The sequence below is a fragment of the Micromonospora inyonensis genome (assembly GCF_900091415.1).
Classification (GTDB): domain Bacteria; phylum Actinomycetota; class Actinomycetes; order Mycobacteriales; family Micromonosporaceae; genus Micromonospora; species Micromonospora inyonensis.
This window is the reverse complement of the sequence record NZ_FMHU01000002.1, coordinates 1,805,140-1,828,675: the sequence shown is the minus strand read 5'-3', so window position 1 is coordinate 1,828,675 and position 23,536 is coordinate 1,805,140. Positions and strand designations below refer to the sequence as shown.

Annotated in this window: 16 protein-coding genes and 2 pseudogenes; 6 read left to right on the top strand and 12 right to left on the bottom strand. The window is 72.1% G+C overall.

Annotation, left to right across the window (positions count from 1 at the left end; translation table 11 throughout):
* Positions 1-11: 11 nt before the first annotated feature.
* Complete coding sequence (locus GA0074694_RS22540; protein ID WP_091463700.1) at positions 12-602, bottom strand: hypothetical protein; 591 nt, start codon at positions 600-602, stop codon at positions 12-14.
* Between the two features lie 437 nt (positions 603-1,039).
* Between GA0074694_RS22540 and GA0074694_RS22535 the strand changes: the two genes are divergently transcribed.
* On the top strand, positions 1,040-1,381 hold the full coding sequence (locus GA0074694_RS22535; protein ID WP_091461566.1) for a hypothetical protein: 342 nt from the start codon (positions 1,040-1,042) through the stop codon (positions 1,379-1,381).
* Positions 1,378-2,037, top strand: coding sequence for a nucleotidyl transferase AbiEii/AbiGii toxin family protein (locus tag GA0074694_RS22530; protein WP_245714853.1), 660 nt, complete (start codon positions 1,378-1,380; stop codon positions 2,035-2,037). Before GA0074694_RS22535 ends, GA0074694_RS22530 begins: the two co-directional genes overlap by 4 nt.
* A 42-nt stretch (positions 2,038-2,079) precedes the next feature.
* Here GA0074694_RS22530 and GA0074694_RS22525 read toward each other — a convergent pair whose 3' ends face one another.
* From GA0074694_RS22525 to GA0074694_RS22515, 3 genes are all read right to left on the bottom strand, one after another.
* Positions 2,080-2,976: an SDR family oxidoreductase gene (locus tag GA0074694_RS22525; protein WP_091461561.1), complete on the bottom strand. Its 897-nt coding sequence runs from the start codon at positions 2,974-2,976 to the stop codon at positions 2,080-2,082.
* A gap of 110 nt (positions 2,977-3,086) precedes the next feature.
* A complete protein-coding gene (locus GA0074694_RS22520; RefSeq protein WP_176738077.1) occupies positions 3,087-3,533 on the bottom strand; it encodes an AAA family ATPase in 447 nt (148 codons plus the stop codon).
* 235 nt (positions 3,534-3,768) lie between these two features.
* Positions 3,769-4,902 carry a geranylgeranyl reductase family protein gene (locus GA0074694_RS22515; RefSeq protein WP_091461556.1) on the bottom strand — a complete coding sequence of 378 codons (1,134 nt, stop codon included), beginning with the start codon at positions 4,900-4,902 and terminating at the stop codon, positions 3,769-3,771.
* A 134-nt stretch (positions 4,903-5,036) separates the two neighbouring features.
* Between GA0074694_RS22515 and GA0074694_RS22510 the strand changes: the two genes are divergently transcribed.
* The 3 genes from GA0074694_RS22510 to GA0074694_RS22500 all read left to right on the top strand — a co-directional run bounded on the left by GA0074694_RS22510 (position 5,037) and on the right by GA0074694_RS22500 (position 8,525).
* Positions 5,037-5,273: a hypothetical protein gene (locus GA0074694_RS22510; RefSeq protein WP_091463698.1), complete on the top strand. Its 237-nt coding sequence runs from the start codon at positions 5,037-5,039 to the stop codon at positions 5,271-5,273.
* 74 nt (positions 5,274-5,347) lie between these two features.
* A complete protein-coding gene (locus GA0074694_RS22505; RefSeq protein ID WP_281190215.1) occupies positions 5,348-6,763 on the top strand; it encodes an MFS transporter in 1,416 nt (471 codons plus the stop codon).
* A gap of 133 nt (positions 6,764-6,896) precedes the next feature.
* Entirely contained in the window at positions 6,897-8,525 is a 1,629-nt protein-coding gene (locus GA0074694_RS22500; RefSeq protein WP_091461554.1) for an alkaline phosphatase D family protein, read from the top strand.
* Between the two features lie 61 nt (positions 8,526-8,586).
* Here the strand turns inward: GA0074694_RS22500 and GA0074694_RS22495 are convergent, their stop codons facing one another.
* The 8 genes and pseudogenes from GA0074694_RS22495 to GA0074694_RS22465 form a co-directional block, all read right to left on the bottom strand.
* Positions 8,587-9,351, bottom strand: a complete 765-nt coding sequence (locus tag GA0074694_RS22495) for a hypothetical protein (protein WP_091461552.1) — start codon at positions 9,349-9,351, stop codon at positions 8,587-8,589.
* Positions 9,352-9,545: 194 nt separating this feature from the next.
* Positions 9,546-9,941 (bottom strand): annotated as a pseudogene (locus GA0074694_RS34310) (DUF3626 domain-containing protein); the annotation flags it as partial.
* A pseudogene (locus GA0074694_RS34305) lies at positions 9,838-10,068 on the bottom strand (hypothetical protein); the annotation flags it as partial. The pseudogenes GA0074694_RS34310 and GA0074694_RS34305, both read right to left, overlap by 104 nt.
* A 269-nt stretch (positions 10,069-10,337) precedes the next feature.
* Positions 10,338-10,967, bottom strand: coding sequence for an MBL fold metallo-hydrolase (locus tag GA0074694_RS22485; RefSeq protein WP_091461549.1), 630 nt, complete (start codon positions 10,965-10,967; stop codon positions 10,338-10,340).
* The gene (locus GA0074694_RS22480) at positions 10,967-12,052 is read right to left on the bottom strand and encodes an S-(hydroxymethyl)mycothiol dehydrogenase (RefSeq protein ID WP_091463689.1); all 1,086 of its coding nucleotides are present in this window, start codon (positions 12,050-12,052) and stop codon (positions 10,967-10,969) included. Before GA0074694_RS22480 ends, GA0074694_RS22485 begins: the two co-directional genes overlap by 1 nt.
* Before the next feature lie 196 nt (positions 12,053-12,248).
* A complete protein-coding gene (locus GA0074694_RS22475; RefSeq protein ID WP_091461546.1) occupies positions 12,249-13,082 on the bottom strand; it encodes an alpha/beta fold hydrolase in 834 nt (277 codons plus the stop codon).
* Positions 13,079-13,930 (bottom strand): SDR family NAD(P)-dependent oxidoreductase, encoded by an 852-nt coding sequence (locus GA0074694_RS22470; protein ID WP_091461543.1) that lies wholly within the window; start codon positions 13,928-13,930, stop codon positions 13,079-13,081. The genes GA0074694_RS22475 and GA0074694_RS22470 overlap by 4 nt, the downstream gene beginning before the upstream one ends.
* Positions 13,923-15,413 carry a flavin-containing monooxygenase gene (locus tag GA0074694_RS22465; protein WP_091461541.1) on the bottom strand — a complete coding sequence of 497 codons (1,491 nt, stop codon included), beginning with the start codon at positions 15,411-15,413 and terminating at the stop codon, positions 13,923-13,925. Before GA0074694_RS22465 ends, GA0074694_RS22470 begins: the two co-directional genes overlap by 8 nt.
* A 650-nt stretch (positions 15,414-16,063) precedes the next feature.
* Between GA0074694_RS22465 and GA0074694_RS22460 the strand changes: the two genes are divergently transcribed.
* Positions 16,064-23,257, top strand: coding sequence for a hypothetical protein (locus tag GA0074694_RS22460; RefSeq protein WP_141714247.1), 7,194 nt, complete (start codon positions 16,064-16,066; stop codon positions 23,255-23,257).
* The last annotated feature ends 279 nt before the right edge of the window (positions 23,258-23,536 follow it).

The window sequence follows — 23,536 nt, the reverse complement described above, 5'->3', positions numbered from 1 at the left end:
CAGCATGTGGGTCAGCTGGTCCAGTGTTCGGCGACGAGGTCGGCGGCCTGGGTCTCCCACTGGGCGTAGTGGTCGGGGTACGCCGACACCTGCACGGTCTGGGCGGCCTTCGTCAGGGGCATGTCCCGCCACCCGTCGACCTGCTTCAGACCGGTCAGGAACGCGGTGGTGGCGTACTCCGGGTCGGTGATCTGCTCGACCGTGCCCCACCCGCTCGACGGGCGCTGCTGGAACAGGCCCTGCGAGTCGTGGTCGTTGCGGTCACCCAGATGACCCAGGTTCTCCAACTTCGACTCCTGCAGGCTGGTGGCGATCGCCACCACGGCAGCCCGCTCGTCCATGCCGGCCTTCTTCGTCGCCGCGATGATCGCCTTCACGTTGCCGGTCTGCTCCGCGTCCAGGGGAATCCGGGACTGCTCACCCCGCACACCGTGCGGCATCAACCTGCTGGTGTCCGGCTTGTCGCCCTGCACCGCCACCGGAGTGGCGGCCCGCGCCGGGGACTCCACCGCCACCGCGGCGACCGGACCGGCGACCACACCGGCGGCGAACGCCACACCGGCCACACCCAGCACACCCTTACGCAGCATCGACAGATTCATCGTGTTCGTGTTCATGGGGGAACTCCCATCAGGGGGGTCGACACCCCGGCACCCAGGGGGAAACAACACAGTGCCAGGGGGCACGAGCACCGACCCGGCACCCGCACACCAGAACAGAAAACAGAAAAGGGGAAAGACTCACCACCGGCGGAAAGCTCAACCACCGCCCGTCCACGCCGGTGAACCATGTACAACGACCCGCCACCCGCCGGCATTCCGGGGGCCGGCGCCCGGCCGCAAGCCGCCGGTGGCGCCGGCGAAACCGGACACAGTCCACCGACAGGCACGTACCACCCGGCCGGAACCGGTTTGTGCGGCGTGTCGGCGCGTCGGGATCGCCCACCGACACCACGGACGGTGGCGGACGGACACCCCGGGCAGGGGCGATCCGCCGCTGGTTTCCGCGCGGCACCCGGCGCGGGGGTTACCCTGACTCCATGCAGGGCCTCTCCCCCACCTCGGCCGGCGTGGCGTTCCTCGCCCGTCCGGGACGCCCGGCAGTGGTCGCGCGCACCCTCGCCGAGTTGACCGGCCCGAGGCACGGCGTGGTCGAGCTGCCGGTACGACTGATGTGGAACACCGAGCGTACCTTCGACCTCGGCGACCCGGACGACCTGCTCTGGATGTACGAGAACGTCCTGCGGGAGACCACCCGTTGTGAGGACCTGCGGCAACTCATCGACGGCCGGACACTGCGGCGGGTCTGGCGTCTGCTGAACCTCCCCCGGGGCGTCCGGCAGGCGTGGGAGAGTCGCCACCGCTGCCTGCGTACCGCGTGAGCACCACCCACCTCAACGAGTTCTACCGCGAGGTCGCGAGGGTGGCCCTCTCGGCGGCCGGTCCGCACCGGTTCGTCCTCGGCGGGGGCGTCGCCTGGGCGGCGCACGGCCTGGTCACCCGGCCGACCGAGGACGTCGACCTGTTCGCCGACGTCGAGGGGGCGGCTGCCGCGGCGGCGGTGGAGGTCCGCACCGCGCTGGAGGGGGCCGGTTTCGCGGTGGCCGACGCCGACCCGGACAGCGAGCTGGCCGACCTGTTCGCCGGCTTCGACCAGGACATGAAGGACTTCGTGGTGACCCGGGACGGACGGCAGCTCCGGCTGACCCTGGCCCGCCTCGACCGGTACCGCAGCCCGGTGGTGATGGACCTGGGCCCGGTGATGGACGTCCGTGACCTGGTGGCGAGCAAGACAGCGGCGCTGGTCAACCGTCGGGAGGTACGCGACTACATCGACGTCGCCGCCGCACTGGACCACTACCCGGTGACGGAGCTGCTGGAGCTGGCCCGGCAGCTCGACCCGGCGTTGGACCCGGAGGACGTGGCCGCCGCCGGCCGCTACCTGGACCGGCTGCCCGAGCGGCGGTTCGCCCGGTACGGGTTGGACGCCGAGCAGGTCCGCCGGCTCCGGGAACGCCTCGCCGGGTGGCCGCGCTGAGCGGTGCGCACGACCACCCGGCGCACGCCGGGACGTCGGGCGTCAGCTGATCGGCTTGCCACCGGTGACACCGAGCACCTCACCGGTGATGTAGCTCGACTCCTGGGAGGCGAAGAAGACGAAGGCGGGGGCGAGCTCGGCGGGCTGGCCGGCGCGGCCGATCGGGGTGTCCTCGCCGAAGGACTCGACCTTCTTCTCGGGCATGGTGGCCGGGATCAGCGGCGTCCAGATCGGGCCGGGCGCCACGGCGTTCACCCGGATCCCCCGCTCGGCGAGGTCCTCGGCGAGCGCCTTGGTGAAGTTGGCGATGCCCGCCTTGGTCGTGGCATAGTCCAGCAGCTGCGGCGACGGCTGGTACGCCTGGATCGAGGACGTGTTGAGGATCGTCCCGCCCTCCGGCAGGTGCGGGACGGCGGCCTTGCAGAGCCAGAACATCGCGTACAGGTTCGTCTTGAGCACCCGGTCGAACTGCTCGCTGCTGATGCCGGCGATGCCCTTGTCCTGCGCCATCTGGTAGGCGGCGTTGTTCACCAGGATGTCCAGCCCGCCGAGCTCGCGCACCGCCCGGTCGACCAGCGACTGGCAGTGGCTCTCGTCGGTGATGTCGCCCCGTACGGCGATGCCCCTCCGCCCGGCCTCCTCGATCAGCCGGACCGTGTCGCGGGCGTCGGCGTCCTCCTCCTCGCCGAGGTAGGAGATGAGCACGTCGGCACCCTCGCGGGCGAAGGCGATGGCGACCGCGCGGCCGATGCCCGAGTCACCGCCGGTGATCAGGGCCCGCTTGCCCTCGAGCCGGCCACTGCCCCGGTACGACTCCTCGCCGTGGTCGGGCTTCGGGCGCATCTGTCGCGTCGTGCCCGGCGGGGACTGCTGCTGCTCAGGCTGACCCTGCGCGTACTGCTGGGTCGGATCCTGCTGGGTGTACTGGTCCTCGCTCACTGCCGTCTCCTCGCGCTCGCCGGCCGGGTCCTGCTCTGCCCTACCCTGCGGCGTCGCCCGGAAACAGCAGGCGTGTCCCGCCGCGCGGGCGGCCCCCGGCTCCCTGCCAGCTATCCGGCGTCGAGCACCCGGCACCGGCCCTCGTCGGCTATCCGGCGGATGACGTCTCCACCCACCAGCCGGCCACCGCCGGCACCACGGGCCGCATCTCGGGCGATGCAGGTTTCCACCGGCACCTCCCGCAGGTCGACCGCCACCAGGTGCGCCCCGGCCTGCTCGGCAAGCCGCCGCCACTGCTCCACCGACGCGTCCGGCAAGTTCGTGTCGTCCGCGATCACACTCATGCCCGCGCGCAGCAGCGCGAGCACCTGCGCTTTCTGCGCGGTGGTCACCGCGTCCTCCTGCCACCGCACACCGACCCTACGGCCATGGCCCATGGCCCGCAGGTCGTCGCGGTTCACGCGGAAGCGGCGCTCAGGATCCTCGGCCACCCACCGCTTGGCGTAGGTGGTCTTACCAGAGCCGGGCAGGCCACGGGTAATGACAAGTGCGGGCATCATTCCTCCTTGGCGAACATGCGGCGGACAACTCCCGGTGATCGGCGAGCCGGGCGCGACGTGGAACTTCGTACCGGAACCACGTGCTCCCACCTGACTCACGGCCGGGAGTGCCTCGTGGTTCACGAAACTGTCGAGCAATCTCTCCCACCACCGCCACGTCACCTCTGCCTCTGCCCTCTGCCGCCGGCACGAGGCCGGCCAATCGAGGTGCGACGACGGCCCTGGACGCCGGTCAGCACACCCGAGCCGGGAGGCGGTCCAGGAGGGCCAGCGCGGCGCGGACCGGCGCGCGGGTCAGTGTCTCGTCGAAGCTGGTCCGGCCCTGGCAGAACCGGACGAACATCCGCCATCCCGGTGGGGTGGCCAGCAGGGCGTGGAACACGTCGGGCCGGCGGGCGAAGAGGTCCAGCAGCCGGTGGCCGGCGCGCATCGACGGCACCAGGTCGGCGTGCACCGCACGGGCGTACCCGTCGAGGTCACCGGCGGCGACCGCCGCGCCGGCCAGCGCGCCGGAGCGCAGCGCGTAGCTGATCCCCTCCCGGCTCCAGGGTTCCAGCAGGCCGGCGGCGTCCCCGGCGACCAGCACCCGCCCCCGGCGCAGCGGGGAGTCGTCGGCGCGGCAGCGGGTCAGGTGCCCCGAGTCGTGGGCCGGTTCCAGCCTGGTCAGGCCCAGCCGGTCGACGAAGGCCCGCAGATAGGCGCGGGTCCGCTCGCCCTCGCCGCGGGAGGCGATCACGCCGACGGTGAGGCGGTCCCCCTTCGGGAAGACCCAGGCGTACGAGCCGGGGATCGCTCCCCAGTCCAGCAGGACCCGTCCGCGCCAGCGGGTCTGTTCCTCGGCCGGCACCGGCAGTTCCAGTTCCAGCCCCAGGTCGACCTGCTGGTGGCGGACGCCGACGTGGCGGGCGGTGACCCCGGAGGAGCCGTCGGCGCCGATGACGACCCGGGCGGTGACGGTCTCCCCGTCGGCCAGGCGGACCCGTACCCGGTCGGGGTCCTGTTCGAGGGCGCGTACCGTGGCGCGTTCCCGCAGCTCGGCCCCCGCCTCGACGGTGGCCTGGCGCAGCCGCAGGTCGAACTCCTCCCGGCGGACCATCGTCACCAGTGGGCCGGAGTGCCGGCGGGTGAACTCCCGACGGCCGTCCCGGGTGAAGGTGACCCGGTCGACGCGGTCGTCGGCGGGCACCTCGATCCGCCCGGCGACGGCGGCGACCGAGGTGCCGATCAGTCCTCCGCCACAGGTCTTGTAACGGGGGTGGGTGGCCCGTTCGACGACGACGGTGCGGACGCCGGCCCGGGCGGCGGCGTACGCGGCGGAGAGCCCGGCCGGGCCGGCCCCGATGACAGCACAGTCCCAGACGGTCACGTCAGGCAGCCTAGGGCACCGCCACCCCACCGGACGCGGAGGAACCGCCCGGACGGGTGGGCTTCAACGACCCGGTGCGGGGTAACCCCGGGTGCGTGCACGGCCCGTCGGGCGTGCGGTCGAAGGAGGACGTCATGCAGCAGGTCCCGCTCTCGGATCTGGAGGAACGGGTCTACCAGGCGGTCTACGCGCTGGAGGCGCGGGGGCAGGTGCCGTACCCGGCGGTCATCGCCGAGGAGTCCGGGCTGACCGAGGAGGAGATCGTCGCGCCGCTGCGGATGCTGTCGGAGAAGAACCTGGTGCACCGGGAGGACTCGCCGATGGCCGGTCTCGACTTCGGTCCGCGCTGGTGCGCCCGGCAGATGGCGTGACCGGTCGTCCGTCCGCCCGGTACGGTGCCGGGTAGCGGCCGGGGGTGCGCGGTCCACTGTCGGCGGGATCCGGCGTGAGCCGGTCCGGAGCACGGGAGCAGGGCGAGAACCGGCGGCGGTGGCACGCCCTGGCGGTCGGGCTGGTCGCGGTGTTCATGACCCTGCTCGACGTCAGCATCGTCAACGTCGCCGTCCCGTCGATCGACCGGACGCTCGGCGCGAGCTCCAGCGACCTCCAGTGGGTGCTGTCCGGGTACGCGCTGACCTTCGGTCTGGTCCTGGTGCCGGCGGGACGGCTCGGGGACGCCCGGGGCCGGCGGATTGCCTTCGTCGTCGGCATCGCCCTGTTCACGGTGACCAGCGCCGTGGCCGGGTTCGCCACCTCGCCCGGCTGGCTGATCGCCGCCCGGCTGTTCCAGGGCGCTGCCGCCGGGCTGGTCAATCCGCAGGTCACCGGGCTGATCCAGGAGTTGTTCCACGGTCCCGAACGGGGCCGGCCGTTCGGGCTGCTCGGCTCGACGATCGGGATCTCCACCGCGATCGGCCCGCTGCTGGGCGGGCTGCTCATCGCCGTCGGCGGCGAGGACCACGGCTGGCGTTGGGTCTTCTTCGTGAACGTCCCGGTCGGCGTCGTCGCGGTGGTGCTGGGCTGGCGGCTGCTGCCCGCGCCGACCCGACGCGGCCCGGCCGGGCGCCGGCGGCTGGATCCGGTGGGCGTCCTGCTGCTCGGCGGCGGGGTCGTCCTGGTGCTGCTGCCGCTGGTACAGCGGGAGCGCTGGCACGGTGCGGGTCGGTGGCTGCTCGTGGCGGCCGGGCTGGCCACGCTGGCCGCGTTCGGCTTCTGGGAGCGCCGGTACGCCCGCCACGGGGAGCCGCTGTTCGATTTGGACCTGTTCCGGCGGCGGTCGTACACCCTGGGGTCGGTGATCGCGCTGGTCTACTTCGGCGGCTTCACCGCGTTGTTCTTCGTCTTCACGCTCTTCCTCCAGAACGGGCTGGGCTACTCCGCGCTGCTGGCCGGTCTGGCGATCACGCCGTTCGCGCTCGGATCGGCTGCCGCGTCCGCGTTCGGCGGCCGGGTGGTGAACCGGTACGGACGTCCGCTGGTCACCGTCGGACTGTTCACCGTCGTCGTCGGGCTGGGCGGGGTGGTGGCCGTCCTCCGGTTCGCGCCGGATGCCCCGGCACCCCTGGTGACCGCTCTGCCGTTGCTCGTCGCCGGCCTGGGCAGCGGTCTGGTGATCACGCCGAACCAGACCCTCACCCTCTCCGAGGTCCCGGTGCGGGAGGCGGGCAGCGCCGCCGGGATGCTCCAGACGGGGCAGCGGCTCGGCTCGGCGGCCGGTATCGCCGCGGTGGGTGCCGCCTTCTTCTCGTCGCTGTCGGGCAGTGGCGGTCAGTGGTCGGTGGCGTTCCAGGACTCGCTGCTGCTCGCCATCGGCGTGATCGCCCTGGCCCTCCTCGCCGCCCTGTTCGACACCCGTCGCTGACCCCGGGATCACGTATGGCCGCCCGCGCCGCGCCGTCCTGCCAGACGACGCAAAGGGGAGCCCCGCCCGAAAATAGACGAACGTCGACTCCAGGGGCAGCGGAGCCGAGGGGGTGACCAGTAGGACATAGACCATGACGAACACCCTCGACCGTCGTACGCTGCTGCGCGTCGCCGGCGCCTCCACCGGTACCGCCGTCCTCGCCGGGGCGGTGCTGGCCGCGACCGTTCCCGCCCACGCGGCCGGCGGCGCCTTCCGGCACGGGGTCGCCTCCGGTGACCCGTCTCCCGACGGCATCCTGCTCTGGACCCGGCTGACCCCCACCGACGAGGCGCTACCGGGCTCCGGGCGGGGACCCGACGTCGCGGTGTCCTGGCAGGTCGCCACCGACCCGGACTTCCGGGCCGTGGCGGCCCAGGGAGTGACGTCCAGCGGGCCGGGGAGAGACCACACGGTCAAGGTGGAGGTGACCGGCCTGGCCCCGGCGTCGACCTACTGGTACCGCTTCGGCTACGCCGGCACCTGGTCCCCGGTCGGCCGGACGATGACCGCGCCCCCGGTGGACGCGGCGGTGGACCGGCTGCGCCTCGGTGCCGTCTCCTGCGCCAACTGGGAGGCCGGCTGGTTCTCGGCGTACCGGCACCTGGCCGCCCGGGACGACCTGCACCTCGTCGTCCACCTCGGCGACTACCTGTACGAGTACGGCACCGGCCAGTTCGACGCGGGCGGTACGGTGGTCCGCCCGGTGCAGCCGCCGCACGAGACGTTGACCCTGGCCGACTACCGGATCCGGCACGCCCTCTACAAGACCGACCCGGACCTCCAGGCACTGCACGCCGCGGTGCCCTGGGTGATCACTCGGGACGACCACGAGGTCGCCAACGACCAGTGGTCCGGCGGGGCGGAGAACCACTCCCCCGACACGGAGGGGGACTACGCGACGCGGCTGGCCGCCGCCCGGCAGGCGTACTTCGAGTGGATGCCGGTGCGGGCCGGCACGGACGGGGCCATCCGCCGCCGGTTGCGGTTCGGGCAGCTCGCCGAGTTGTCCATGCTGGACCTGCGGTCGTACCGGTCGCGGCAGACCTCCGGCACGGCGGTGGACGACCCGGCGCGCACGATCACCGGGGACCCGCAGATGGCCTGGTTGAAGGCGGGCCTGGCCGGTTCGACGGCCCGCTGGAAGCTGGTCGGCAACCCGGTGATGATGGCCCGGCTCAACCTGGGCGCGCTGCCGGCCTGGCTGCTCGGCCCGCTGCGGGAGCTGCTCGGCATCCCGGAGAACGGCGCGGCGCTCAACCCGGACCAGTGGGACGGCTACAACGCCGACCGCAACGAGCTGGTCGACCACCTGCGGGCCACCGGCACGCGCGACGTCGTGTTCCTGACCGGGGACATCCACTTCTCGTGGGCGAACGAGGTGACCACCCGGTCGACCGCGCTGACCGGCCCGGCCGCCGCGGAGTTCGTCGTCCCCTCGGTCACCAGCGACAACGTCAACGACTTCCTGGGCCTGCCGCCGAACAACTCGCTCAGTGCGCTCGGGGTGTCGCTGATCCGCTCGACCAATCCGCACGTGCGCTGGACGGAGCTGGACGGCCACGGCTACGGCGTGCTGGAGGTGACCCCGCAGCACTGCCGGATGGACTGGTACCACGTGACCGAGCGGACCAGTCCGACCAGCGGCAGCGCCTGGGTCGCGGGATGGTCGGTGGCGACCGGTTCGGCGCGGCTGCGTCAGGAGTACAGCCCGTTGCTCTGAGGACACGTCCGGCCGGGCCCCGGGTGACGGGGCCCGGCCGGAGCGGGGGTGTCAGGTCAGGTCACCAGACCTGCTGGACGATGTCCGCGGCCTGCTCCTCCCACTGCGCGTACGCGAACGGGTAGGCCGAGACCTGCACGGTCTGCGCGGCCACGGTCAGCGGGGCCTGCCGCCAGCCACCGACGCCCTTGAGCGCCTCGAAGAACGCGGTCGAGGCGTACTCGGGGTCGGTGATCTGCTCGGGTGTGCCCCACCCGCTCGACGGACGCTGCTGGAACAGGCCCTGCGAGTCGTGGTCGTTGATCGCGCCGAGGTGGCCGAGGTTGTAGAGCTTCGACTCCTGTAGCGCGGTGGCCACGCCGATCACGGCGCCCCGCTCACCCACGCCGGTCTCCCTGGCCGTCTCGACGATGGCCCTGGCGTTGGCGAGCTGCGCGTCGTCGAGCGGGATGCGCGACTGCGCGCCCTGCACGCCGTACGGGATGAGGCGGTCGATGTGCGGCTTCTCGGCCGACGTGGTGGTCGACTCCGCCGGTTCGGTCGGCTCGGTCGGCTCGGCGGTGTCGGACCGGGCGTCCTCCGTCGGGGTGACGGTGCCGCCGGTGCTCGCCGGGCCGTCCGCGTCCTGCGGGACACGGTCCTTGCCGGTGGCCAGGTCGATGGCGGCCACCGCGTCCGGGTGGGGCTCGCCGGTGAGCGGGTCGGCGTACGCGGCCGGGGCGAGGGCCAGGCCGCCCAGTGCGACGACACCGGCGACGCTGAGGACGGTCCTGCGGTGCGTGGTCTTCGCGATGGCGGGGAGCCATCGGGTGAAGTGCGACTTCACGATGGTTGCCCTTTCGATCGGTGGACGTGCCGGACGGGGGTCCTGCCGTACCCGACGGGGGTTTGGATCCGGGGGTACGGGGGACACAACCCGGCTGCCCGGTCTGGCATTCCGGATATGTCGCCCAGCGCTCACGGCGCGGGCCGGGTCACCCCCGAGAATCCGGACACCGGGGCCGGCGACGGCCACACCGGTCAGTACGCCTGCGGCGGGGGGCGAGCCCCAGAGCCGCCCCGCACGTGGTGCCCCGGAAGGACGGGTCGGCCACCAGCGCCTCGACGTCCCGGCCGCACCAGCGCCGCGAACACCGGCTCGAACACGTCGGCCGTACCGACCACGGTCGGGCCCGGGTGACCGTCACCGACGCAGAAGGTGGCCCGCGCCAGCGCCGCCGGTCGCGACCTGAGGTGGCAGGAGCCGAACCGGGGGGCAGGCTCCCTCCGGATGCCCGAGCAGGTCGAGACCGCCGTACGTCGGCCGCTCGGCGAGCCGCACGCCGAGCGTCGGGTACGCGCCGCCGAAGAGCGCCGCCTCCCAGCGGTCCTGTCGCCGCCCGGGAACGCGGTCAACCCGCCGTTGGAGATGCCGGTCTCGAACTGGCTGCGGTAGCCGCCCCCCTCGGCCAGGGCGTCGGCCACGGTCCGGCCATCGACCGGCAGCCCGGCCGGGATGGCAGTTCAGGGTCAGCCCGGCGCCTGCGACGATCGCCGCGGTCACCCGTTCCGGGTCGTCGTGGACGCCGCAGCCGGCCAGCGCGGCGGCGAGCGCCGTCCGCGCCGCGGCCCGGTCGCGCCGGGCGAGCGCACGGACGTGGTCCGGGCAGCGGCATCCGTGCCGGGGAGCACGCGGAACGACGCGGCCCACCCGCGCCCCGGTCTCCGTCGGCGCGCCTGCCGGGGGGTGAGGTGGTAGCAGGGGCCCCTTGCAGGGCAAAAAGCGGTAACAAAGGGCCCCTGCTACCACCTCGGCGGAGCGGGAAGAGGGGGTCAGTGTCCGCGGGCCAGCCAGTCGGGCAGGTGTGGGGCCTCGGCACCGATGCTGGTGCTGTCGCCGTGACCGGTGTGCACGACCGTCTCCGGCGGAAGGGTCAGCAACCGCTCCCGGATGGAGTCGACGATCGTGCCGAAGTCGCTGAACGACCGCCCCGTCGCCCCGGGCCCCCCGGCGAACAGGGTGTCGCCGGTGAAGACCGCGCCGAGACCGGGGGCGTGGAAGCTGCACGCGCCCGGGCTGTGGCCCGGGGTGTGCAGCACCCGCAGGGCGGTGCCGGCGACCTCGATCGTGTCGCCGTCCCGCAGCTCACCGCCGGGCGGCACCTCCGGGTGGACCATGTCCCAGAGCACGCGGTCGGCGGGGTGCAGCAGCACCGGCGCACCCGTGGCCCGACTCAGCTCCGGGGCCACCCGGACGTGGTCGTCGTGGGCGTGGGTGGCCAGGATCGCCCGGACCCGCCGACCGGCGACGGTTCGCAGGATCGCCTCGACGTCGTGCGGGGCGTCCAGGACGACACACTCGGTGTCGTCGCCGACCACCCAGACGTTGTTGTCCACGTCGAAGGTCTGGCCGTCGAGGGAGAAGGTGCCGCTGGTGACGGCGTGGTCGATCCGCGCCGGCATCAGAGGACCACCACCGAGCGGAGCACGTCGCCGGCGTGCATCCGGCCGAAGGCGTCCTCGACCTGGTCCAGGCCGATCTCCTCGGTGACGAACGCGTCGAGGTCAAGGCGGCCCTGGAGGTAGAGCTCGGTCAGCGCCGGGAAGTCCCGGCTGGGCAGGCAGTCGCCGTACCAGCTCGACTTGAGCGCTCCACCCCGGCCGAAGACGTCCAGCAGCGGCAGGTCGACGGTCATCTCGGGAGTGGGCACCCCGACCAGCACGACCGTGCCGGCGAGGTCGCGGGCGTAGAACGCCTGCTTCCAGGTTTCCGGGCGACCCACCGCGTCGATCACCACGTCGGCGCCGAAGCCGCCGGTGGCCGCGCGGATCGCCTCCACCGGGTCCTCCGCGGAGGCGTCGACGGTGTGTGTGGCCCCGAACCTGCGGGCCCAGTCGAGCTTGCGGGGGTCCCGGTCGACGGCGACGATCGTGGTCGCGCCGGCCAGCACCGCACCGGCGACCGCCGCGTCACCCACGCCGCCGCAGCCGATCACCGCGACCGAGTCGCCCCGGACGACCCCGCCGGTGTTCATCGCCGCGCCGAGCCCGGCCATCACCCCGCAGCCGAGCAGGCCGACGGCGGCCGGTCGGGCCGCCGGGTCGACCTTGGTGCACTGTCCCGCGTGGACGAGGGTCTTCTCCGCGAACGCGCCGATGCCCAGCGCCGGGGTCAGTTCGGTGCCGTCGGTGAGGGTCATCTTCCGGGCCGCGTTGTGGGTGTTGAAGCAGTACCAGGGGCGGCCCCGCCGGCAGGCGCGGCAGTCGCCGCAGACCGCCCGCCAGTTGAGCACCACGAAGTCGCCGGGAGCGACCCCGGTGACCCCCTCCCCCACCTGTTCGACGATGCCGGCGGCCTCGTGACCGAGCAGGAACGGGTAGTCGTCGCTGATGCCACCCTCGCGGTAGTGCAGGTCGGTGTGGCACACCCCGCAGGACTGGACGCGGACGACGGCCTCCCCGGGCCCCGGATCCGGCACGACGACCGTGGTGACCTCGACCGGTGCGCCCTTGCGTCGGGAGATCACTCCCCGCACTTCCTGGCTCATGCTCTCCCCCTCGTTCTCCGCCGCGTCGCCGCGCCACGGTTCGTGGATCATGTCCACCTGGCAAGCTACTCCGGTATTCCCGCCCCGGCCCGAATCACCCGTGGACGGCTCCCGGACGTCCGTCGGACAAGCCTCGGCCGGGACAGCAGGACGCCCGGCAGACGAGCCACGGCCGGGACGGTAGGACGCCCGCCGGTCAGTCGGGGGTGGCCCAGAGGTCGGTGACGATTCGGCTGAACTCCTCGGCGCACTCCACCTGGGGCAGGTGGCCGCAGCCGCGGAAGAGGTGGGTACGGGCGTGGGGCAGCCGGGCGCGGGCCGCCGCGAGGTGGGTGACGGGCAGGATCAGGTCGCGGTCGCCCCAGGTGACCAGGACGGGCACCGGCAGCGCGGCCACCGCGTCGAGCAGGGCTGTCCGCCACTGCGGGTGGACGCCGCGCACCCCGCCGAGGCTGCGCAGGGTTTCCCGCATCACCCGGGCGGCGTGCGGCTCGCGGGCCAGGGCGAGGGCGTGCGCGACCCGGGCCTCGGTGACGTGGGTCGGGTCGTGGAACAGCGACCGGGTGACCCGGCGGGCGGCGAGCCGGCTGGGCCGCAGCAGCATCCACCCGAGCGGACGGATCGCCAGGATCCGCAGCGCGAGAGCCACCTCCCGGCCGAAGCCGGCGCTGTTGACCAGCACCAGGCTGGCCACCCGGGCCGGGTCGCGGACGGCCAACTGCATGGCCACGGCCCCACCGAGGGAGTTGCCGGCCAGGTGCGCCGGGCCGGTGATCCCGACCTCGTCGCAGAACCGCGCCACCGCGTCGGCCAACGCCGGCAGGGTGTGCGGTACGGGCAGCGGCGCGCTGCGGCCGTAACCGGGCAGGTCGAGGGAGTGGACACGGAACCGGTCACGGAGCAGGTCGTGTTGCTCGGCCCAGTCCTCCAGGCTGCGGCCGATGCCGTGCAGCAGCACCACCGGCGGCCCGGCCCCGTCGACCCGGTAGCGGACCCGTCGACCGGCGACGGTGAGCCAGCTGTCGCTCATGCCCGGTCCTTCGCGGGCCGGACGGAACGCCCGTTGCCGAGGGCGAGCAGCCGGCCGTAGGAGCCGGGCAGAAGCCGGGCCAACAGGTCGGGCAGGGTCGCCGACCAGCCGATGAGCACACGGCCCCGACGGCGGCGTACGCCGTCGAGGATGACCTCGGCGGCCCGGGCCGGGTCGATGGTGAGCAGTTTCTCGAACTGGCGGCGGCCGGCCTCGTACTCGTCGGGGTCGACGCCGCTGCCGACCCGGGCGCTCTCGGCGATCCGGGTACGGATGCCGCCGGGGTGCACGCAGGTGACGCCGACGCCGTCGCCGGCCAGTTCGTGCCGCAGCGCCTCGGTGAACCCCCGGACGGCGAACTTGCTGGCCGCGTAGGCCGCCTGGCCGGGTGGGGCGATGAGGCCGAAGAGGCTGGAGAGGTTGACCAGGTGCGAACCGGGTTCCGCCTTCAGGGCGGGCAGCAGCGCGTGGGTCAGCTGCACCACCGCCCGGAAGTTGATGTCGATCACCCAGGAGAACTCCTCCAGGGTGACCTCGTCGAACCGGCCGCCCAGCGCGACCCCGGCGTTGTTGACCAGCAGCCGGATCGCCGGATGCGCGGCGCGCACCATCTCGGCGACCCGCGCGGTGGCGTCGGCGTCGGCCAGGTCGACCACATGGGTGTCGACCCGGAGCGCGGGGCGCGCGGCCCCCACCGCGGCGGCCACCTGCGCGAGCCGCTCGGCGTCCCGGTCGAGCAGGACGAGGTGGCTGCCCCGGTGGGCCAGGCGGTGCGCGAGGGCTTCGCCGATGCCCCCGGCCGCGCCGGTGACCACGGCAACGCCGTCGGTGAAGAGCAGGTCACGCATGGGAGGCTCCTTCCCCGGTGGTGACCGGCGCGGCGGCCCGGGAGAACCGCACCCCGTCGTCGACCGGGCCGTGCCGCATCGTCCACACGTCCCGGGGATAGTTCTGGTGCAACCGCCACGGCGCGGCAGGGCCCTGCTTGGGCAGGGCGTCGACGCTGCGTCGTACGTAGCCGGAGCGCAGGTCGATGATCGGGTCCAGCCGGTCGGTGTCCGGTGCGAGTGGGGTGCACACCTGGTGGCCGTGCCGGTCCAGGTGGTGCAGCAGCCGGCAGACGTACCCGGCGACGAGGTCGGCCTTGAGCGTCCACGAGGCGTTGGTGTAGCCGAGGGTCATCGCGAAGTTCGGCACGCCGGAGAGCATCATGCCCTTGTATGCGACGGTGCCGGCCAGGTCGACCCGGTCGCCGTCGACGGTCAGCTCGATGCCGCCGACGGCGAGCAGGTTCAGGCCGGTGGCGGTGACGATGACGTCCGCCGGCAGGTCCCGGCCGGAGGTCAGGCGGATGCCGTTCTCGGTGAACGTCTCGACGGTGTCGGTGACCACCTCGGCGCGGCCGGACCGGACGGCGGCGAACAGGTCGCCGTCGGGGACCACGCAGAGACGCTCGTCCCAGGGGTCGTACCGGGGTGAGAAATGCGTGTCGACGTCGTAGCCGGCGGGCAGCGCACGGCGCACGCCGCGACGCAGCAGGGACCGCGCCAGTCGGGGCGCGCGGCGGCTGAACTGGAACATCGCCGTGGTGGCGAGGACGTTCTTCCACCGCACCAGCGGATAGGCGACGTGGGCGGGCAGCCGGCGGCGCAGCGCGTCGGCGAGCCGGTCCCGGGACGGCAGCGAGACCACGTAGCCGGGTGAGCGTTGCAGCATGGTGACGTGGGCGGCGCGGTCGGCCAGCGCCGGGACGAGGGTGACCGCGGTCGCGCCGCTGCCGATCACCACCACCCGCCGCCCAGTGTGGTCGAGGTCGTCGGGCCAGTGTTGGGGGTGCACGATCCGGCCGATGAAACGGTCGGCACCGGGGAAGCGCGGGGTCCACCCCTCGTCGTACCGGTAGTAGCCGGCACACGCGTAGAGGAAGCCGCAGGTGAGGACCACCGTCTCCGCGGTGTCGGTGCGTTGCGCGCGGACCGTCCAGCGGGCATCGGCGCTGGACCACTCCGCGGCCACCACGCGGTGCCGGAACCGGATCAGCGCGTCGACGCCGTACTCGCGGGCGGTCTCGCGGACGTAGCGGCGGATCGAGTCGCCGTCGGCGATGGCCTTCGGGTCGGTCCAGGGGCGGAACGAGTAGCCGAGGGTGAACATGTCGGAGTCGGAGCGGACGCCGGGATAACGGAAGAGGTCCCAGGTGCCGCCGACGGCGTCCCGGCCCTCGATGATGGCGAGGGTCTTCTCCGGACAGCTGCGGCGCAGATGGCAGGCGGCTCCGACCCCGGAGAGGCCGGCACCGACGATGAGCACGTCGACGTGGTCCACTGTCATGCCCGCTCCGTTCCCACGAGACGTGACCCCCGGTCGACGGACCGGCACTAGCGGACAGTAATCAGGTGGACGGGCCGGGTCAACGCCGGACCGACACCGCCCGTCACGACATCGTCATGGACCGTGGCGCAGTTGGTCACACAACGCGATCATGGCGGGGATGATCTATTTGTCGAGCACCTGGCATCGACGCGTCTCTCCGTAGCAGAAAGCGTCGAGCTGGTCACCCAAGGGTCTCTTACCGGCACCCCGTCTTGGTCTGTTCAAGGATCCGGACCGGGGGTCAGGTCCGCCGGGATCCGGGGCCGGGTCTGGGTGTGTGGTGGGCCACGTGTGGGTGGGGATGGCTGGCGTCGCCGATGTCGACTACCGTCACTCTACGGTGCGGGGTGTGTAGCTCTCAGCGATCAACACCTTCGGTGGTGGTGGTGGGCGTCGGTCGGATCGCGGGGGCGGGGAGTTGAGGTCTTGGCCGCCGGGTGGGGGACGGTGTCGAGGTCATCGCCGACGAGGTGGTCGGGGGCTGGAGGTGGGCGGTCTGCGGGGCTGGCTGATCCGCACCGGGGTGCCCCTTTCTTCGGGGGCGGGGAAGGGAGCGTTGCGCGTTGGTCGTCGCCGCGTTTTCGACCGTTGAGCTCAGTGAGAGCTCGATGCGGGCTTTGGAAGCGTTCACCGGGATGAGGCTGTCCCGGGTGAAGTTGCCGTTGTTGTGGGATGACATCGACACGCTGGAGATGCTGGCGCATCGGGTGCGTACGGTGCTGTGTCCGTCGCTGGAGCGGACGATCAGGGCGGTCCGGGAGGCGGGGGAGGGTGAGGTCTTCGACCGGTTCGTGGCGCAGACCGCTCCGTTCGTGGGGAAGGTGGCCGAGACGGCCGAGTTGATGCTCGCCGTGGTCGAGGCGGAGAAGAAGTTCTTCGTGGAGACGGAGTACGGCAAGCGTACGGCGTTGGTCATGTTCAACTTCATGGTTATCGAGTGGACCGTCGCCGCCGCGATGGCGTGGTGGAATCCGGTGGGGGCGGTGGCGCACCTGGCCCAGACGCGGAGCATCATCCAGGCGGTCCTGCGTTCGGTGGTGGTGCGCACGGCGGTGAGTAGCACGGCGATGCAGATGCTGCTCATGCCGGGTTCTGCGTTGCTGGCGCAGGTGTCGATGATGACCGATGGTCTGCAGTCCGGGGTGAACTGGTCGGCGGTCGGTAAGCAGGCGGCGTACGCGGGGGCGGTGGCGTTCCTGAGCACGGCGGGCGGGCCGGCGTTGGGCAAGGCCGCTGGCGCTGTCGCGGGCGGGGTCGGCAAGCTCGGCGTGTCGGACACCACGAAGATCCTGTTGACCGATCTGCTGACGCGGCCCGTGTTGGAGGCCGGCGCGGAGGGGCTCTTCGGTGGGCTTTCCAGTTTGATCGTCGATGGCTACTACGACCCCGGTAATCTTCCTGTGGACCTTGTCTCCGGGGGGATTGCGGGGGCTGGCGGGGCGGCCGCGAGCGGGCTCGGGCTCGTCTCGCGTCGTGCCGTGCCGCTGCCCCGGGTGCGGGTGTCTCGTCTCGACTTCACGCCGGACGGTAGGCCGGTCCTGCCGGTGGGGCCGATACCGGTTGGTGTGGACACGTCCACGGGGTACCGGGCTGGGGCCGATGGTCCGAAGGCTGCGGGTGCCGGCATGCAGGCCCCGCCGCCCACCCCGCTGCCGCTGCCGGCGTTGGACATGCCCACGTCGAAGCTGGACCTGCCCACGCCGCGCCTGGACCCGTCGGTGCCGTCGTGGTCGGTGCCGAGCCTGGCGGTGCCGGCTGCGCCGGTACCGGAGTGGGTCGCGGCAGCGGGTGCGCCGGTGGCCGAGCGGTGGCGACGGTTCCAGCAGGATCTGGTGGACCGTTACGGTGGGCTGCTGGCCGGGGTGGCTCAGGCGGGCACGAGCATGGCCGCGCTCGCCATACCGATCGAGCGGGTGTTCACCGGGTGGGTCGACGCCCGGCGGGGTGATCGGGCTGTTACGGCTTTCCTGTCCGCGGTCGGTCTGCCCGCTGCCGCGTTGACCCAGGGGTATCTGACGGGTGTCCGGCGGCGGGCGGTGGCCCGGATGACCGAGGCGTTGGCGTTCTCGGATGGGCAGATCCCGGCCGAGGTACGGGCGCAGCAGATCGTCGCGGCGCTGCCGGCGGAGTTCGACCGGCAGGCACTGCGCGCGATCGCGCACCTGGCCGTCCAACACCACATCGACCAGCACCTCACCGCCAGCACGCCGACCGGCGCCGGCGTGCCGACAGGCACCGGCACGTCCTCGGCCGCTGGCCCGGCGGGAGGCGCTGGCCCGGCGGGAGGCGTCGGCGTGCCGGGGGGCGCTGGGGTGGCGGTGCCGTCCGCCGCGGTGCGCGCGGTGGTCGAGGGCGACGTGCGGAGCCAGATGGACCGAAGGATCGCCGCGATCCTCGGTGCCCCCGCCGTGCTGCCCGCTGTGGTAGCCGGTCCCGACGCCGCGCAGGTCAGTGCCGTGGCGGACATGGTCCGGCAGGTGGTCGTCGACCTGCCCGCCCGCATCTCGGCCGCGACCGTTCCCGACGTCACCGGACCGGCCGCCGGTGTGGCCACCATCGACGTTCAGGAAAACGGGCGTACCGGCGCGCCGGCCGTACCGGTAACGCCCGAGCGGCACACCACGGCAGCGGCCGGCCTGGCGCAGGCCCAGTTCACCGCGCTCGCCCACCGGTACGGCCTGGACCCGACCGATCATGACACCCTTGCCAGGCCGTTCCAACAGGAATGGAAGGACCGATACCAGCAGGTCCTTGCCCAGGCCGCCGGCAGCGCCACGCCCGGCACGCCCGGCACGGCGGGGACGCCTGGCACCCCGGACGCGGCCAGCGCCGGTAGTACAGCGCCGGCTGGCGCCGCCTCCCCCACCGATGGCACGCCGATCCACCACCACGCCACCGCCAGCGGCCGTGACGACGCCAGCGCCAGTGACAGGTCTGGGTCCAGCGATGACGTGTTCAGCAACCTCGACACCCGCGACACCATGTCGATCAGTGACGTGTCCTTGCTGGACGAGTCGCTTGGCGAGGCGCCTGGCAAGCACGGCCTCAGCCACGCGGGTTCGTTCAGTGACGCGGGTTCGTGGCGGGATGTGTCGTTGCGGGACGATGCGATCAGTGGCGGCCCCGGCAGACACGGCGAGCCGGCTGTCGCGGCGACTGGGCAGGCTTTCACGCCGTCCGGGTCCGGGCAGCGGGCCGCCGACTGGGCTGCCGCGCAGCACGTACGTCCCGGCAGCGGTGACCTGCGGTGGTGCGTGGCGGCCACTCTCGATGTGTTCCAAACCGAGTACAAACGGCTGGGCAACCGGGCGGTGTTCGACGACCGGATCATCGGACCGGACGGCCGGCTCGCGCCCACCATGGGCTGGCCGCAACTGATGGAAATCCTCGACACGGTACCCGAGCGTGTCGCCCACCCCGACGGGGTCGCGGGAGAAGACGTGCTGGCCGCGTTGCGGACGGCGCCAGGGTCGATGGTCGTGGTCAAGGCCGCGCCATCAAACGAACCACAGCACGTGTTCGCCCTCTCCAGCCAGCCACAGGACTCCGGGCCGCCAAGGATCCAGGTGCGGGACCCTCTACTGCCCGGCGCCGCCGACCGACCCGAGCCAGACGACCCGATACGTGACCCGTGGCTGCGACACCTGTTCGCATCCAGCACCCGGGTGGCCGCGTTCAACGGAGACGGTTGGCCCACCACCATCACCGATCTCCTCGGCCGGACCGCCCGCCACCCGCGGCCGACAACCACGACCGGCACCGACACCAGCGCGTTCCTGCTCGCCTCCACCAGCACGCCACGCGGCCCGTCCCAAGCCATGCGGGCGGACACCACCGCCCCCGACCCGGCCGACTCCCCCCACTCCGATCCACGGGTGGACCCGGCCGATCTGCTCTATCTGCTTGTTGAGGCCGTGGGCACGGAACCCGGCCCCGGGCCGCAACCGATGGATCCGCGCAAGGACGACCCGTCTGGTACTGGCCCGGCGTCCGGTGATCAGGAATTCCTCAACGTATTGGACCCGGATCTTGACGGGATGGATCTGGACATACGACGCCTCGACGACGGGTGGGAGCCGCCGTGGGACACTAGACAGGTCGAGTCCCCGTACGGGGTGAGCGATCCGGGGCAGCCCCAGCAAGCACCGTTGCCAGACCCTCCTGAGGGCAGCCAGTGGGTGCGCAACCGGGACGGGGCCCGGACGCTGTTCGAGCAGCACGCCAACCACATCGGCACCACAACTCAGCAGCGGGATGATCTGCGGCGGTTGTGGGACGCCCTGATCCGCCTTATGGACAACAACGGGACCATCACCGCCAGCCTGAAAGCCCTCGCCGAGGCGACAAACACAGAGCAGAAGACGGTACATAACCGGATCAAGGTATTGCTCGGCAGTGGTCTGCTGCAGCTGGTCCAGAAAGGTCGCGGTCACGTGGCGGCGCGGTACGGGGTGAGCGATCCGGGTCAGCCCCAGCAAGCACCGTTGCCGGACCCGCCTGAGGGCAGCGAGTGGGTGCTCGACCAGGAGGGGGCCCGGACGCTGTTCGACCAGCATGCCGACCACATCGCCACCACAACACGGCAGCAGCCGGAGCAGCTGCGGCAGTTGTGGAACGCCCTGATCGACCGTATGGACAACAACGGGACCATCACCGTCAGCCGGGGAGACCTCGCCGAGGCGACAACCACACTGCATCCAGCGACGGTGAGTGACCGGATCGGGGTATTGCTCGGCAGTGGTCTGCTGCAGCTGGTCCAGAAAGGTCGCAGTCACGTGGCGGCGCGGTACGGGGTGAGCGATCCGGGTCAGCCTGGGCAAGCATCGGTGCCGGGCCCTGCCCCCGAACCGGACCGCCCGCAGGGTAGTGAGGACCTGTCCTGGCTGAACCACGGGGATACGTCGCCGATGCCCGGGCCGGTACCTGCCCCGCCGGCGGGCGCGGGTCTGCCCGGGCCGCTGGACGACCCGGACGCCCCCACCGCGTCGTCCTGGCAGGCGGGGTGGATGGAACCGGGGTGGCCGTATCCCGGCATTGATGTGACCGCCCACGGTGCTGGGATGTCCACCGACTTCGGCCAGCCGCGCAATCAGGCCGGCGAGGGCAGCGGGAACCCCGGCGACTGGGCCACCTCGCAGGGGGACCCAGCCCTCGATCTGTTTGATCCGCTCCATCCAGCGTGGGTCGGCCCGCCCACGGCCATGGGCACGGAACCCGGCCCCGGGCCGCAACCGATGGATCCGCGCAAGGACGACCCGTCTGGTACTGGCCCGGCGTCCGGTGATCAGGAATTCCTGAACGTATTGGACCCGGATCTTGACGGGATGGATCTGGACATACGACGCCTCGACGACGGGTGGGAGCCGCCGTGGGACACGAGACAGGTCGAGTCCCCGGACGGGGTGAGCGATCCGGGTCAGCCCCAGCAAGCACCGTTGCCAGACCCTCCTGAGGGCAGCCAGTGGGTGCGCAACCGGGACGGGGCCCGGACGCTGTTCGAGCAGCACGCCAACCACATCGCCACCACAAAACGGCAGCGGGATGATCTGCGGCCGTTGTGGAACGCCCTGATCGACCGTATGGACGGCGACGGAACCATCACCGTCACCGAGCAAGACCTCGCCGAGGCGACAACCACACGGCAGCAGAGGGTGCATGACCGGATCAAGGTATTGCTCGGCAGTGGTCTGCTGCAGCTGGTCCAGAAAGGTCGCAGTCGCTGGGCGGCGCGGTACAGGGTGAGCGATCCGGGTCAGCCCCAGCAAGCACCGTTGCCGGACCTTCCCGAGGGCAGCCAGTGGGTGCGCAACCGGGACGGGGCCCGGACGCTGTTCGGGCAGCACGCCGGCCACATCGCCACCACAACGCAGCACCGGGATCAGCTGCAGAAGTTGTGGAACGCGCTGATCAACCGTATGGACGGCGACGGGCTCATCACCGCCAGCGCGTCAGACCTCGCCGAGGCGACATCCATACCGAAGCAGAGGGTGCATGACCGGATCGGGGTATTGCGCGACCGTGGTCTGCTGCAGCTGGTCCAGAAAGGTCGCGGTCGCGGGGCGCCGCGGTACGGGGTGAGCGATCCGGGTCAGCCCCAGCAAGCACCGGTGCCGGGCCCTGCCCTGGGGCCGGACAATCCGCAGGACCTGTCCTGGCTGGACGACTGGGATACGCTGCCGATGTCCGGGCCGGTACCTGCCTCGTCGGCGGGCGCGGGTCTGCCTGGGCTGCCAGGGCTGCTGGACGACCCGGACGCCCCCACAACATCGTCCTGGCCGGCGGGGCCGGCCGCGTCGTCCTGGTCGGTGGGGTGGGCGGAACCGGGGTGGCCGTATCCCGGCATTGATGTGACCGCCCACGGTGCTGGGATGTCCACCGACTTCGGCCAGCCGCGCAATCAGGCCGGCGAGGGCAGCGGGAACCCCGGCGACTGGGCCACCTCGCAGGGGGACCCAGCCCCCGATCTGTTTGATCCGCTCCATCCGGCGTGGGTCGGCCCGCCCACGGCCATGGGCACGGAACCCGGCCCCGGGCCGCAACCGATGGATCCGCGCAAGGACGACCCGTCTGGTACTGGCCCGGCGTCCGGTGATCAGGAATTCCTGAACGTATTGGACCCGGATCTTGACGGGATGGATCTGGACATACGACGCCTCGACGACGGGTGGGAGCCGCCGTGGGACACGAGACAGGTCGAGTCCCCGGACGGGGTGAGCGATCCGGGTCAGCCCCAGCAAGCACCGTTGCCAGACCCTCCTGAGGGCAGCCAGTGGGTGCGCAACCGGGACGGGGCCCGGACGCTGTTCGAGCAGCACGCCAACCACATCGCCACCACAAAACGGCAGCGGGATGATCTGCGGCCGTTGTGGAACGCCCTGATCGACCGTATGGACGGCGACGGAACCATCACCGTCAGCCTGGGAGAGCTCGCCGAGGCGACAACCACACTGCGTCCGGCGACGGTGAGTGACCGGATCGGGGTATTGCTCGGCAGTGGTCTGCTGCAGCTGGTCCAGAAAGGTCGCAGTCGCTGGGCGGCGCGGTACAGGGTGAGCGATCCGGGTCAGCCCCAGCAAGCACCGTTGCCAGACCCTCCTGAGGGCAGCCGGTGGGTGCTCGACCAGGAGGGGGCCCGGACGCTGTTCGAGCAGCACGCCAACCACATCGCCACCACAAAACGGCAGCGGGATAATCTGCGGCCGTTGTGGAACGCCCTGATCGACCGTATGGACAACAACGGAACCATCACCGTCACCGAGCAAGACCTCGCCGAGGCGACATCCACACGGCAGCAGAGGGTGCATGACCGGATCAAGGTATTGCGCGACCGTGGTCTGCTGCAGCTGGTCCAGAAAGGCCGCGGTCACGTGGCGGCGCTGTACAGGGTGAGCGATCCGGGTCAGCCCCAGCAAGCACCGGTGCCGGGCCCTGCCCTGGGGCCGGACAATCCGCAGGACCTGTCCTGGCTGGACGACTGGGATACGCTGCCGATGTCCGGGCCGGTACCTGCCTCGTCGGCGGGCGCGGGTCTGCCTGGGCTGCCAGGGCTGCTGGACGACCCGGACGCCCCCACGGCATCGTCCTGGCCGGCGGGGCCGGCCGCGTCGGCCTGGTCGGTGGGGCCGGCCGCGTCGGCCTGGTCGGTGGGGTGGGCGGAACCGGCGGGGCCGGCTCCCGGCAGTGGTGTGACCGACGGGCACGGTGCTGCGATGTCCACCGACTTCGGCCAGCCCAGCATCGACGATCAGGCCGGCAACGGCAGCGGGAACCTCGGCGACTGGGCCCGGCGCTTGGATAGCTGACCCAGCCCGCCAAGTATTTGATCTTGAAGGGCCCGCGCTCGACCATGGCGTGACCGTACGGCGCGACCAGGGCTACACCTACGCGTCAGCGCGTCGCGCCCGCAGTTCACCACCAGTTCCTCGAACGCTGCCAGCCCCTCGACGGCACCCAGGCACACCCCGGCGACCCCGTATAGCCCCCCATCACCGGACAGTTCACCGACGCCCTATCTGTGACAACGCTCGTCGCTGGTAGGCTGGTTTCGCGCCACGGCCGCCCGCGTGTCCGTTGAGGGCTCG